General features: G+C 32.9%; 12 protein-coding genes. 7 read left to right on the top strand and 5 right to left on the bottom strand.

Going from position 1 to position 13250, the window contains the following annotated elements; genetic code table 11:
• Positions 1 to 88 precede the first annotated feature (88 nt).
• Positions 89 to 502 carry a type II 3-dehydroquinate dehydratase gene (aroQ, locus tag SD960_RS03165; protein WP_318800910.1) on the bottom strand — a complete coding sequence of 138 codons (414 nt, stop codon included), beginning with the start codon at positions 500 to 502 and terminating at the stop codon, positions 89 to 91.
• A 225-nt stretch (positions 503 to 727) separates the two neighbouring features.
• Entirely contained in the window at positions 728 to 1285 is a 558-nt protein-coding gene (locus tag SD960_RS03160) for a porin family protein (RefSeq protein ID WP_318800909.1), read from the bottom strand.
• 300 nt (positions 1286 to 1585) lie between these two features.
• Here SD960_RS03160 and SD960_RS03155 point away from each other — a divergent pair, with 300 nt between their 5' ends.
• From SD960_RS03155 to SD960_RS03135, 5 genes are all read left to right on the top strand, one after another.
• On the top strand, positions 1586 to 2170 hold the full coding sequence (locus SD960_RS03155) for a porin family protein (protein WP_318800908.1): 585 nt from the start codon (positions 1586 to 1588) through the stop codon (positions 2168 to 2170).
• Between the two features lie 186 nt (positions 2171 to 2356).
• On the top strand, positions 2357 to 2926 hold the full coding sequence (locus SD960_RS03150) for a porin family protein (protein ID WP_318800907.1): 570 nt from the start codon (positions 2357 to 2359) through the stop codon (positions 2924 to 2926).
• 110 nt (positions 2927 to 3036) lie between these two features.
• Positions 3037 to 3660: a porin family protein gene (locus SD960_RS03145; protein WP_318800905.1), complete on the top strand. Its 624-nt coding sequence runs from the start codon at positions 3037 to 3039 to the stop codon at positions 3658 to 3660.
• Positions 3661 to 3724: 64 nt separating this feature from the next.
• Positions 3725 to 4621 (top strand): site-specific tyrosine recombinase XerD, encoded by an 897-nt coding sequence (gene xerD, locus SD960_RS03140; RefSeq protein ID WP_318801281.1) that lies wholly within the window; start codon positions 3725 to 3727, stop codon positions 4619 to 4621.
• 162 nt (positions 4622 to 4783) lie between these two features.
• Positions 4784 to 6304, top strand: coding sequence for a PAS domain-containing protein (locus SD960_RS03135; protein ID WP_318800904.1), 1521 nt, complete (start codon positions 4784 to 4786; stop codon positions 6302 to 6304).
• A 238-nt stretch (positions 6305 to 6542) separates the two neighbouring features.
• Here SD960_RS03135 and rny read toward each other — a convergent pair whose 3' ends face one another.
• The 3 genes from rny to SD960_RS03120 all read right to left on the bottom strand — a co-directional run bounded on the left by rny (position 6543) and on the right by SD960_RS03120 (position 8904).
• On the bottom strand, positions 6543 to 8105 hold the full coding sequence (gene rny / locus SD960_RS03130; RefSeq protein ID WP_042567289.1) for a ribonuclease Y: 1563 nt from the start codon (positions 8103 to 8105) through the stop codon (positions 6543 to 6545).
• A 208-nt stretch (positions 8106 to 8313) separates the two neighbouring features.
• Positions 8314 to 8607, bottom strand: a complete 294-nt coding sequence (locus SD960_RS03125; RefSeq protein WP_041516860.1) for a cell division protein ZapA — start codon at positions 8605 to 8607, stop codon at positions 8314 to 8316.
• Between the two features lie 6 nt (positions 8608 to 8613).
• The gene (locus tag SD960_RS03120; protein ID WP_042567290.1) at positions 8614 to 8904 is read right to left on the bottom strand and encodes a hypothetical protein; all 291 of its coding nucleotides are present in this window, start codon (positions 8902 to 8904) and stop codon (positions 8614 to 8616) included.
• Between the two features lie 179 nt (positions 8905 to 9083).
• On the opposite strand from SD960_RS03120, the gene SD960_RS03115 reads away from it, so the two are divergent.
• Together SD960_RS03115 and SD960_RS03110 are read left to right on the top strand one after the other, a co-directional pair.
• Complete coding sequence (locus tag SD960_RS03115; RefSeq protein WP_318800895.1) at positions 9084 to 10769, top strand: M23 family metallopeptidase; 1686 nt, start codon at positions 9084 to 9086, stop codon at positions 10767 to 10769.
• Between the two features lie 11 nt (positions 10770 to 10780).
• Positions 10781 to 13240, top strand: a complete 2460-nt coding sequence (locus tag SD960_RS03110; protein WP_318800892.1) for a TonB-dependent receptor plug domain-containing protein — start codon at positions 10781 to 10783, stop codon at positions 13238 to 13240.
• Positions 13241 to 13250: the final 10 nt, after the last annotated feature.

Here is a 13250-nt window from a genome sequence, read left to right as displayed (position 1 = left end):
ACTCCGCTCAGGGTGACAACCGAATACATTGCTTTTGTGAAAAGAAATAGCATTCAGAGCGATATTCATTTACGAAGTTATTAAGTACTTACAAGAAAGACTGAATAGCCAATTCGTAGCTTTTTAATCCAAAACCTAAAATAACACCTTTAGCATTTCCGGATAAATACGATTGATGTCTGAAACTTTCGCGAGCGTAAGTATTGGAAATATGCACTTCGATCACAGGAGTTGTAACGGCTTTCATAGCATCTCCCAAACCTATAGAAGTATGCGTGTATGCGCCGGCATTTAAAATGATTCCGTCAAATGTAAAACCAGCTTCCTGAATTTTGCCTATCAATTCACCTTCAATATTGCTTTGGTAGTAGGTAAGTTCAACGTTTGGAAATTTGTGTTCCAGTCTTTCAAAATAATCTTCAAAAGTTTCACTTCCGTATACTTCAGGTTCTCTTTTTCCTAAAAGATTCAAATTCGGTCCGTTGATTATAGCGATCTTCATAGTAAGTTATTTTGAAAACATTAGATTTTTTTAAACCATATAAGTAACATCAGTTCAATTAATCTAAAGTTAGTTTTTATTAAAATTGAATTTTGTAATTGTAATTGATTTTTGCAATTGACATTGCCATTGATTTTTGAAATTGCGATTGCCATTGAACTTTGTAAAAATAAAAAAACCGTTCTAATTAACAGAACGGTTTTTATAAAAGTATGTGATATTATTTTAGAACATAAATCCGGCAGACAATTGTACTGTAGAGTTTTTAATATCTGCATTTTTTGAAGCTTCCGTTAAACCTAAGCCGTAACGTCCCTGAACAAAAAAGTTTTTGGTGATTTTAAATCCTAGACCGGCATTAAGTCCAAATTCGAATGTTTCTGCATCTTCGACATCAAAGTCATTTTTTTCGCTTACTAAAAATGATGCCTGTGGACCAACTTCAAGACTAAATGAATCTGTTAAATAAAATTTAGCCATTACAGGAATAGAGATATAACCTAATTCATTTTTGTATTCGTCAATTGCATTTTTGTAAGTTGCTCCCTGAGTAGAGTACAAAAGCTCTGGCTGAACAGAAAATCTTTCTAATAGTTTAATTTCTGCAACTAAACCTGCATGAAAACTTGTGATGCCTTCTTTATCAAAATTTTGTTCCGGAAAAGCATCTCCGGTTTGGCTCGCAAAGTTTACCCCTCCTTTAACACCTATTTGTAACAATTGTGCCTGAATTGAAGCCGCTGTTGCAATGAACAATACAGCTGCTAAAAATATCTTTTTCATAGAATTACCTTTTTAAGATTAAAATTGTTTTATACTAGTAAAACTACGTATTCTTCATTTTATTGCTTTTATATTTCGAATCCGATAATTAACAGAATTCACATTTCTGCCAATATTAACAATTTTTTAAAATTTATCATTTTAAGATATTTGTTTAGTTTATAACAGATTGCCAATTTATGAAATACTATTTAACATGACTTTATCTATAATAACTAACATTTTTTGTTAAAAAACAAATTAATTTTTATGAAGTATAGTTTTATATTTGGTTAATTAATTTTAAACCAAACAAATAAAATGAGAAAAATTATTTTATCTGCTATTGCAGTAATGGCATTTGGATTTACAAATGCACAAGAAACTAGATTTGGAGTTAAAGGAGGAGTAAACCTTTCTAATATCGTAGGCGGGGATGTTGACGGCACTAAATCACTAGTAGGATTTCATGTTGGAGGTTTTGCCGAAATCAAAATAACGGATAAGTTTGCCGTTCAACCAGAACTTTTATATTCTGCACAAGGGAGTACATTGGAAGCTGGGCCATTTTTTGGCGATGTTGATGTTAAATTAAATTATTTAAATATTCCTGTTTTAGCTAAATACTATATTGTGCCTAAATTTAGTGTTGAAGCTGGTCCGCAACTTGGAATTTTATTATCAGCAAAATCTGAGGGTGAAGATGTTAAAGACGGTTTTAAATCTGTCGATTTCGGATTTAATTTAGGAGCTGGATTCCACTTTACTGAAGATCTTTCTATTAATCTTCGTTATACGATCGGTATATCTCCTATTGCTGAGGATGCAGATATTGATGATGAAGAAGACTATTACGATAGCGCTAAAAATAGTAACCTTGCATTGTCTTTGGCGTATAAATTCTAAAGATTTATTCCTGAATAATTTAAAGCCTTCCAATTGTGGGAGGCTTTTCTTATTTTAATTAGTTAACAATGAATTTGTTTTAACATAATTGGCTCTAATTATTAAATTATTTGTTAAAAAACAAATCCTTTTACACTAACTATAGTTTTATATTTGCCACTTTAATTTTAACCATAAACAAATAAAATGAAGAAAATTATTCTATGTGCTATTGCGATAATGGCATTTGGGTTTGCAAATGCCCAAAAAACTAGATTTGGAGTAAAAGGTGGTCTTAACATCGCTACTATTGGTGGTGCTAATGAGGCTAATGCATTAATTGGTGTTCAATTAGGTGGTTTTGCTGAAATTAATGTTTGGAAAAAATTATACATTCAGCCAGAACTTTTGTTTTCTATGCAAGGAGCTAAATTTGATCGTTATTATGGTGACCGTGATCAAACCGTAAATTTAAACTATATCAATATTCCTGTAGTAGCTAAATATTACATTACAAAGCAATTTAGTGTTGAAGCTGGACCACAACTTGGATTATTAGTTTCTAGTAAAAATATTGAAGATGAAAAATCTGTTGATGCTGGTTTTAATTTAGGAGCTGGATATAATTTTACAGATAATTTCTCTGTGGGTATTCGTTATACTATCGGTTTAACAAGCGTTTACGATTACAACGATTATAATGATAATGATGGTTATTACTATAATGACAGATATACAAACAATGTATTAGCATTAACTGCAGCATACAAATTCTAGTATTATTTTATAATATTTATAAAACCTTCCCTAATCCGGAAGGTTTTTTTTGTTGAATTTTTATTTTGAAAGAAAAAAGCTACATTTGTTTTTTGTAAAAATAAAAAGAAATGAAGAAGATTATTTTATCTGCTATTGCAGTTATGTTATGTGGTTTTGTAAATGCTCAAGATGTTAAAGTTGGAATAAAAGGCAGTATAAACCTGTCAAGTTGGGCGGGAGATACTCGTGGACTAAACTTAAGACCAATGTGTGGAGTCAATATTGGCGCTTTAGCCCAAATCAAATTATCGGATGAATTCGATATTCAACCTGAGATTTTATATTCTAATCAGGTTACAAAAATGAAAAATGTTGGAGCCAATGTGTCCGGCGTTTATTATACAGGAGATATTAAATGGAATCTTTCGTATATAAATGTGCCGGTTCTGCTTAAATATTCTGGAGATGGCAAATCTTTTATTGAAGCGGGACCACAAGTCGGGTTTTTAACATCGGCAAATGCATCAACTAAATTAACTCAATATAGTCCAACTGTAAAACAAGATGTTAAAGAAGCGTTTGAATCTGTTGATTTTGGCTTTGTTGTTGGTGTCGGTTACAATATTAATCAGCATTTAATGGCGGATCTTCGTTATAATATTGGTTTATCAAATATTGCAAATACAGAATCAGGAGACGATACAAAAATCCGTAATAGTATTTTGGCATTATCTCTGGCTTACAAGTTCTAATATTATAAAACCTTCCCTAATCAGGAAGGTTTTTTTATGCTCAAAAATGTTTTACTTTGTAGATATGAAATGGAATACATACATAAAAGATTATCAATCATATTTGCGTATCGAAAGAGGTTTGTCTAAAAATACAATCGAAAATTATGGTTTCGATATTGAGCGATTGTGTCTTTTTTTAGAAACCAATCAAATTGAAGTTTCTCCCATAAATATTACTGACGAAACCGTACAGGAATTTATTTATTCGGTTTCAAAAGAAGTAAATCCACGTTCGCAGGCCAGAATAATTTCCGGGTTGAAAAGCTTTTTCAATTATTTAATTTTTGAAGATTACAGAAAAAACAGCCCATTAGAATTAATCGAATCGCCAAAAACAGGACGTAAGTTGCCGGATACTTTATCTGTTTCTGAAATTGATGCGCTTATTGCCGCGATAGATTTAAGTTCGAATGAAGGCGAGAGAAACCGCGCCATGCTGGAAACTTTGTACGGTTGCGGACTCAGGGTTTCTGAACTGGTTTCGCTTAAAATTTCAGACTTGTTTTTTGAAGAAGGCTTTGTTAAAATCACGGGTAAAGGAAATAAAGAGCGTTTTGTTCCTGTTGGAAAATTAACGCAAAAATATATTGAGATTTACCAAAACACAATTCGAAATACAATAAATATCAAAAAAGGTTTTGAAGATACGCTGTTTTTAAATAGAAGAGGCGGTCAGCTTACTCGTTCGATGATTTTTGCTATTATAAAAAATCTGGCAGTACAAATCAATCTTCATAAAAATATTAGTCCGCATACATTACGTCATTCTTTTGCGACACATTTGCTTGAAAACGGTGCCGATCTTAGATCAATTCAGTTAATGCTTGGGCATGAGTCAATTACAACAACTGAAATTTATGTTCATTTAGACAGAAGCTTTTTAAAAGAAGTAATGCATTCTTTTCATCCAAGGAAATAATTTTACATATAATTCTTTCAAAATTATAATTTTATGTAATAAAAATTAATACCTTGTCTTAAATTTTTGCATTAATAGAGGTAGAAAACAATAACTTAAGTCTTTTTCTGTTTTTGGTTTGAAGATTATTTTAATAATTGAATTTGCATTAAAAGAAAATATATGGTTTTTGATTTATATGGAAACGAGAACTGCTTAGAAGTGAATAATTTTTATAAAAAATTATTTGCAGAAATGCCTGATTTACTTTTTCAGTTTATTATCGATTGTAATAATAATTACAGCTTTCCGTTAGTCAGTAAATCTGCCGATGATATTTTTGAACTTCCATCAAGTACATTTTCAAATGAAAGTATATTAGTAATTTACAATCGAATTCATCCCAATGATCGCGACTTATTCTTTCAGTCTTTGGTTAAATCCAGAAGAGAAGTTAAACCCTGGATATTGGAATTTAGGGCAATTTTACCAAAAAAAGGATTGCGTTGGTTTAAGATTTCTTCCAAAACAGAATTGGCTTCAGATGGCTGTGTGAGTTTTTATGGGCATGTTTCGGATATTACAGATTTAAAGGATAAAGAAGAAAAACTGCGAATTTCAGAAGAGCGTTTTCAGTTTGCACTTGAAGCTTCTACTGCCGGAATCTGGGATTGGAATATGGTAACAAACAGTGTTTTCTATTCTTCTCTTTCGCTTAAAATTTTAGAATTAGATTCTGCCGATATTTTTGACGAACCGGAACGTTGGGACAAAATTGTACATCCTGACGATCTTCCAAAATATTATTCAGACATACAGGAACATTTTGATAATAAGATTCCTTACTATGAAAATTATCATCGTGTAATGACTTCCAGTGGAAATTATAAATGGATTTTAGATAGAGGAAAAGTTATAGATCGTGATGAAAACGGAAAACCATTGCGAGTTATCGGAACCCATACTGATGTTTCACTTCATAAGGAAAAAGAATTAGAACTTTTAAAAACAATGAAACTCTACAGCGACCAAAATAGTCGTTTATTGAATTTCTCACATATCGTTTCGCATAATTTAAATACACAGGCAGGAAATATAAAATCGATTCTGGATTTTATTGATGCCGATGTTGATAAAGTAACCATCAATGAAATGTTGGTTCATCTAAGAACTGTTTCTAATGATTTGAATGAAACGATTTCTAATTTAACCCAAATTGTAAAAACACAAAGCAATATTAATATTGCTGTTATGCCTTTACGACTAAAAGAATATATTGATAAAACCGTTACTACAATTAAAGGCTACGATAAACAAACAAATGTTACGATTGTAAATAAGGTGCCTGAATATTTAACAATCAATTTTAATCCGGCTTATCTGGAAAGTGTATTGTTGAATTTTGCTACAAATGCAATAAAATACCGTCATCCTGATCGAGATCCAATTATTACTTTTGATTTTGCCATTGAACGGGACGGACATAAATCATTAAAAATTACAGATAATGGTTTAGGAATCGATCTGGCTGTTTACGGTGATTTGTTATTCGGAATGTATAAAACATTTCACAAACATCAGGAAGCCCGGGGAATTGGTTTATATATCACGAGAAATCAAATAGAAGCCATGAAAGGGACGATTTCTGTAGAAAGTGAAGTAGGAGTGGGAACGAGTTTTAAAATCGTGTTTAATGATATGTAAGAACTAATAATATCTCAATGTAGATTCACAAATACAAACAGCATTTAATATAACATAGCCAACGGTTTCAACCGTTGGAGCGCAATGTATTAATGATCCAAATCTCCCACGGTTAAAACCGCGGGTTATGTTTGAAATATACAGAAGTTATAAAATATTAATTGGGTACAAACATCTCCAAAAAAACAAAGGCTATCTCAAAAAAGATAGCCTTTGTTTTTTTATATAAAAGTTGAGATTATTTAGCAATATTAACTGCTCTTGTCTCTCTAATTACTGTCACTTTTACCTGACCTGGATAAGTCATTTCAGTTTGGATTTTTTGTGAAATTTCGAATGATAAATTCGCTGCGTTATCATCAGAAACTTTTTCGCTTTCGACAATTACACGAAGTTCTCTACCCGCCTGAATTGCATAAGCATTTTTTACACCACTAAATCCGTAAGCAACTTCTTCAAGATCTTTCAAACGTTGAATGTAAGAATCTAAAACCTGGCGTCTTGCGCCTGGTCTCGCACCAGATATTGCATCACAAACCTGAACGATTGGAGAAAGTAATGATTTCATTTCAATCTCGTCGTGGTGAGCTCCAATAGCGTTGCAAACTTCTTCTTTTTCACCATATTTTTCAGCCCATTGCATACCTAATAAAGCGTGAGGTAAATCACTTTCAGTATCCGGAACTTTACCAATATCGTGAAGTAAACCAGCTCTTTTTGCCAGTTTTACATTTAAGCCTAATTCAGCCGCCATGATACCACAAAGTTTAGAAACTTCTCTTGAGTGTTGCAATAAGTTTTGTCCGTAAGATGAACGGTATTTCATTCTACCCACCACTTTAATCAATTCCGGGTGTAAACCGTGAATTCCTAAATCGATAACAGTACGTTTACCAACTTCGATAATTTCGTCGTCGATTTGTTTGGCTGTTTTAGCAACAACTTCTTCAATACGTGCCGGGTGAATACGTCCGTCAGTTACTAATTTGTGTAATGACAAACGGGCAATTTCTCTACGAACCGGATCAAAACAAGAAAGAATAATAGCTTCCGGTGTATCATCAACAATGATTTCAACTCCGGTTGCAGCTTCAAGTGCTCTAATGTTACGACCTTCACGACCAATAATTCTACCTTTTACATCATCAGATTCAATGTTAAAAACAGAAACGCAATTTTCAACCGCTTCTTCTGTTCCAACTCTTTGAATAGTGTTAATGATGATTTTCTTAGCTTCTTGCTGAGCCGTAAGTTTTGCCTCTTCAATTGTTTCCTGGATATGAGACATTGCTTTACTTTTAGCTTCGGCTTTTAAGCCTTCTACTAATTGCTCTTTTGCTTCATCTGCAGAAAGTCCTGAAATTACTTCAAGCTGTTGTAACTGGCTTTTGTGTAATTTGTCTACTTCGGCTTGTTTTTTATCTAAAACTTCAATTTTATTTGTGTATTCAAGCGTTTTAGCTTCAAAATCATCATTTACTTTTTTAGCTTTAGATAATTCATTTGAAACCTGAGATTCTTTGTCGCGAACTCTTTTTTCTACTTCGGCAACTTTTTTGTCTCTTGCCAAAATAACTTGTTCATGCTCTGATTTTAATTCGATAAATTTCTCTTTTGCCTGAAGGATTTTATCTTTTTTAATATTTTCGGCCTCTAAATTTGCGTCTTTTAAAATGGAAGCTGCTTCTTTTTTGGCGTTTTTGATTAAGTTAGAAATATTGCTTTTTTCGATAATTTTAGCGATTGCAAAACCTGCTGCAATCCCTACAATACCTGAAATAATGATCGTTATGATGTCCATGTTTGTTAAAATTTATATATAAAAAAAGCCTACATTAATTGCTTGAATAAACTCGTAAAGACAAGTTTTGAGCTAACTCACTGTTCAAGTTTCCAAGCCGAAGCATGGCATACTATAGTAGCGACGATTTGCTCATTCTAATTTGTTAGTGTTGAGTTTACCAATTGTGAACTAATGTAGGCAGTATCTTAGTTTCTGTAAAGAACGTTTAATTTTCGAGATATTGATCTAAAAGCGAATTTAATCTTTTAATTCTTTCGATGGTTTCTTCTCCATCGATTGCGTTATCAATTTGTTTTTGTTCTACTTGTGAAGCAAACTGAAGGGCACACATGGCCAATACATCTTGCTTATCGCGAACTGCGTAACTTTCTTCGAATTGCTTTATCATAGCATCAATTTTTTTAGAAGCACTTCTAAGTCCTTCTTCCTGAGTTGGTTCTACCGTTAACGGGTAAACTCTGTCTGCGATTGATATTTTAATTCTAAGCTTTCCGTCCATGTTTTTCTAGTCAGATAGTTGTGCTATACAGTGATCTATTTCGCGAATTAATGAATTTATTTTAAGCTTTGTCTCTCTCTTGTTATTGTCGCTGCCGAGCAACGAATTGGCTATTTTAAGTGTATCATACTGCTTCTTCAAAGCTTCCATTTCTTCAGATTGTTTCTGGATGATTTGCGCAGCTTTGGCTAGTTGTAATCGTAATTCCTGATTGTTTTTCTCCAACCCCTTTGACTTCTCAAAAAGCTTTTCGACCTTATATTCAAGAGTATCAATTATTTCGGCAATTACACTCATTATAAATCCTATTCATTACTTAATCCTACAAAGTTAGTATTCCTTTTTATTAATGCAATTTTTTATCGATTTTTTTGCATTAAAAATAGGCAAATAAATGAATTTCAGTGAATTGTATTTTTGTAGCTAAATCCTCGGTTTTTGCTGGTTAATTTTTTATCTTAGCAAAAATGTTGCTTATGAGATTTTCACTACTTACCTTATTTTTTTGTAATTTATTTTTTGCCCAAAACCAATACCCAAAAGATTATTTCAGCCCTCCTTTAGATATTCCTATGCAGCTTTCGGGGAATTTTGGGGAGTTGCGACCAAATCATTTTCATGCTGGTTTTGACTTAAAAACAAATCAAAGAGAAGGTTTAAATGTGTATGCTGTTGCTGATGGATATGTTTCGAGAATCAAAATTTCGACTTTTGGAAACGGAAAATGCATTTATATTACACACCCAAACGGCTACACTTCTGTTTACGGCCATTTACAAACTCCGGTTGGCGCTATTCAGGATTATGTTTTAAAAACACATTATCAGGAGAAAGCTTTTGAAATTGAAATGTATTTAAAACCGGATGAACTGCCGGTTACGAAAGGACAAATAATTGGACTTTCGGGAAATACGGGATCATCAGAAGGTCCGCATCTGCATTTTGAATTTCGCGATTCTAAAACCGAATTTGTAATTAATCCAATGTTTTTTGGTTTTGATAAAAATTTAAAAGACACTAAAAAGCCAACTATTTCAAGTGTATTCGTTTATCCGCTTGACGGAACAACTGCAAATCAGTCAAAATTGCCTTTGCTTTTGAATGTTTCTTTACAAAAAGACGGAACTTATCTGGCAAGCAAAGTAAAAGCAAATGGAAAAATCGGTTTCGGAATCACGGCTGTCGATTTTGATGATGTTTCGGCAAATCGAAATGGTGTTTATAATGTGTCGACTTTTTTCAACGGAAATCAAAATTATAATTACCAATTCAATACGTATTCATTTGATGAAATGCGCTACATAAACGCGTTGGTTGATTATCCGAGATATAAAAAATCCGGGCAAAGAGTGCAGAAATTATTCATGAAAACGCCTTTTGCCCTGAGCATTATCAAAACAGATTCGCTTCGCGGAATAGTGCCGGTTGAACCCAATTTAGCGTCGACTTATCGTATTGAAGTTTCTGATTATTTCGGAAATTTAAATTCAGTAAATATTCCCATCGAATATGATCCTGCTACGCCAGTCGTTGCTGCAGAACCTGTTACTTCGAAATATTTTGTAAAATATAACAGGGATACAAACTTCGAAAAAGATAATATGTCGGTTTTTTTTCCTGCAGGAACTTTCTATGATGATTTCAATATGAATTTTGATGTAAAAAACAATAAAATTTATATTCATGAAGATGTAGTTCCGGTACATTCCAATTTTACGATTACAATAAAAGACAGTATTTATTCTGAAGTTTTAAGAGATAAACTTTACATAGGAAGAAATAATAGTTTTAACGGAACAATTAGAAACGGGAATGTTTTTACAGCCAAAGCAAAAATTTTAGGACAATATGGTTTGGTGCTCGATACCATTGCGCCTGTTATTAAAATAGCAAAACCTATTCAGAACAAATGGATTAGCGATATGAAATCGATTCAGTTTACAATTGGTGACAGTTTATCCGGAATTAAATCGTACAACGGTTATTTAAACGGAAATTGGGTTTTGTTTGAATATGATAATAAAACCAGAAAAATTACGCACAAGTTTGATGCTGATAGTCTCGTTGCAGAGGGGGCAAACGATTTAAAAATTGAAGTGGTTGATAATGTAGGTAATTCTGCTATCTTTGAAACTCACTTTTTTAGAAGTCAACAAAAATAAAACCAAAACGTTTGAACCAGAGTAAATTAATATTCGTTTTCCTTTTTTTATGCAGTAGTTATATCTCATTTGCCCAAAATGCTCATGTAAAAGGCATTATTTTAGATAGTGAAAAACGTCCCGTTTCTGATGTGAATATTGTTGCTTCAGGAAGTTCTTCTAAAAGCGATTTTAATGGTTTTTTTGAAATAGAAATTCCATCAAATAAAAAAACATCCCTGATTTTTACACATATTTCTTTAAAAATGATGAGTCTTACGGTAAACTTAAAACCGAATGAGATTTTTGTTTTTAATCCGGTTATGAGTAATTCGGCAGAACAAATGGGAGAAGTTTTTGTTTCTTCAAATAATAAAAAACGGGTTCAGGGAATTACGGTTGTTGACGCCGCAACGATCAGGAAAATTCCAGGGGCAAACGCCGGAATCGAAAACGTACTAAAAACGTTACCCGGTGTAAATTCAAATAACGAATTGAGTACGCAATATGCCGTTCGAGGTGGAAATTATGATGAAAATTTAGTTTATGTAAACGAAATTGAAGTCTATCGTCCATTTTTAATTCGTTCAGGACAGCAAGAAGGTTTGAGTTTTACCAATACTGATTTAGTTCAAAACGTAGATTTTTCTGCTGGTGGTTTTCAGGCAAAATTTGGAGATAAATTATCTTCTGTTTTAGATATTACCTATCGAAAACCAACTGAATTTGGTGCCACCTTAGAAGCCAGTTTCCTGGGAGGAAGTGTTGCTGTTGATGCTGTTTCTAAAAATAAAAAATGGTCTGCTGTAACAGGAGTTCGTTACAGAAACAATAGTTTATTGGTAAATAGTCAGGATACACAAACCAATTATACGCCAACTTTTGTTGATGTCCAGACGAATATCAATTATGATATTTCTGAAAAATGGCAAATGAGTTTTTTAGGAAATATTTCACGAAATAAATATTTATATCAGCCTTTAACCCGCGAAACTAAATTTGGAACTGTAGATCAGCCGATGGCTTTGGCAGTTTATTATGAAGGTCAGGAAAAAGATCAATATGATACTTATTTTGGCGCTTTAAAAACTACTTATAAAGTCTCACCAGGTTTTACCTTAAAATTGATAGGTTCAATATTTCACACAACAGAACAGGAACATTTTGATATTTTGGCACAATATCGTTTAGGAAATGTAAATCCTGACGGAGAAACCGATATCGATAATGTTGATTTTACACGCGGAATTGGTTCTCAGCTCAATCACGCGCGAAATGATCTTGATGCGTTAATTGCAAATGCAGAAATTAAAGGTTTTAAAGAATGGAATAATAGTCAGTTAGAATTTGGTTTAAAATACACCAGAGAATCCATTCGAGACAGAATAGTAGAGTGGGAGATGATTGATTCTGCAGGATTTTCAATCAATCCTCCAATTATTCCTGTAAATAATCAGCCTTACGAACCTTATACAGGACCTTTATTGCCTTATCAGGATGTTCGTGCGACTAATTTTAATACAATAAACAGATATTCCGGTTACGCACAATATAACAATCAATCAGAAATTGGTTCAAGCCAAATTTGGTATAATGTTGGAGCGCGTTTTCAAAGCTGGGATGTTTCCGGTGCCGCAATCGAAGGAAAAAATCAAATTGTTTTTAGTCCGCGTGCGCAATTTGCCTTAAAACCCGATTGGGATATGGATATGGTTTTCAGGCTTTCTGGAGGATTATATCATCAGCCGCCATTTTATAGGGAACTTCGGGATTTAAATGGCGTTGTAAATCCAGATGTGAAAGCGCAGGAATCTGTACATATTGTTTTGAGCAACGATTATAATTTTAAAATGTGGAGCCGCCCGTTTAAATGGGTTACCGAAATCTACTATAAATCGCTTTCAGATGTAAATGTGTATTCAATCGATAATGTTCGAATTCGCTATATCGCCAACAATAATGCAAAAGCATATGCACAAGGTTTAGATTTTAGATTAAACGGAGAATTTGTTCCCGGAACAGAATCCTGGATTAGTTTTGGCTATTTAAAAACTGAAGAAAATTACGAAAACAAAGGGTATATCGCCAGACCAACAGACCAGCGCTTAAAATTTGCGATGTTGTTTCAGGATTATATGCCCAATATTCCGAGTGTAAAATTGTATTTGAATCTGGTTTATAATACAGGTTTACCAGGCGGTTCGCCATCTTATTCAGATCCTTATTTATATCAAAACAGATTAAATGATTACCGAAGAGCTGATGTAGGTTTTGCAAAGGTTTTTGTGGATAGCAATACACAAAGTTCTAAAACTGGATGGATAAAAAACTTCAAGGAATTGTCTCTTGGTTTAGAAATTTTCAATCTTTTTAATAACCAAAACGCCATTACAAACACGTGGGTTCGCGATGTATATTCAAAAAATCAATATGCGATTCCTAATTATATGACTTCGAGAGTTTTTAATGTAAAGCTAAATGCGAGGCTATAAATAGTTTCAT

It is taken from the genome of Flavobacterium sp. MMLR14_040 (genome assembly GCF_033657265.1).
Lineage (GTDB): Bacteria > Bacteroidota > Bacteroidia > Flavobacteriales > Flavobacteriaceae > Flavobacterium.
Note: the sequence above shows the minus strand (reverse complement) of the source record. Positions and strands in the feature narration are given on the sequence as shown.

Bases quoted from the DNA above. Each gene is read 5' to 3' on its own strand.
- xerD (WP_318801281.1), top strand. From the start codon at position 3,725: ATGAAATGGAATACATACATAAAAGATTATCAATCATATTTGCGTATC.
- SD960_RS03135 (WP_318800904.1), top strand. From the start codon at position 4,784: ATGGTTTTTGATTTATATGGAAACGAGAACTGCTTAGAAGTGAATAAT.
- rny (WP_042567289.1), bottom strand. From the start codon at position 8,105: ATGGACATCATAACGATCATTATTTCAGGTATTGTAGGGATTGCAGCA.
- SD960_RS03145 (WP_318800905.1), top strand. From the start codon at position 3,037: ATGAAGAAGATTATTTTATCTGCTATTGCAGTTATGTTATGTGGTTTT.
- SD960_RS03155 (WP_318800908.1), top strand. From the start codon at position 1,586: ATGAGAAAAATTATTTTATCTGCTATTGCAGTAATGGCATTTGGATTT.
- SD960_RS03150 (WP_318800907.1), top strand. From the start codon at position 2,357: ATGAAGAAAATTATTCTATGTGCTATTGCGATAATGGCATTTGGGTTT.
- SD960_RS03115 (WP_318800895.1), top strand. From the start codon at position 9,084: ATGAGATTTTCACTACTTACCTTATTTTTTTGTAATTTATTTTTTGCC.
- aroQ (WP_318800910.1), bottom strand. From the start codon at position 502: ATGAAGATCGCTATAATCAACGGACCGAATTTGAATCTTTTAGGAAAA.
- SD960_RS03120 (WP_042567290.1), bottom strand. From the start codon at position 8,904: ATGAGTGTAATTGCCGAAATAATTGATACTCTTGAATATAAGGTCGAA.
- SD960_RS03160 (WP_318800909.1), bottom strand. From the start codon at position 1,285: ATGAAAAAGATATTTTTAGCAGCTGTATTGTTCATTGCAACAGCGGCT.
- SD960_RS03125 (WP_041516860.1), bottom strand. From the start codon at position 8,607: ATGGACGGAAAGCTTAGAATTAAAATATCAATCGCAGACAGAGTTTAC.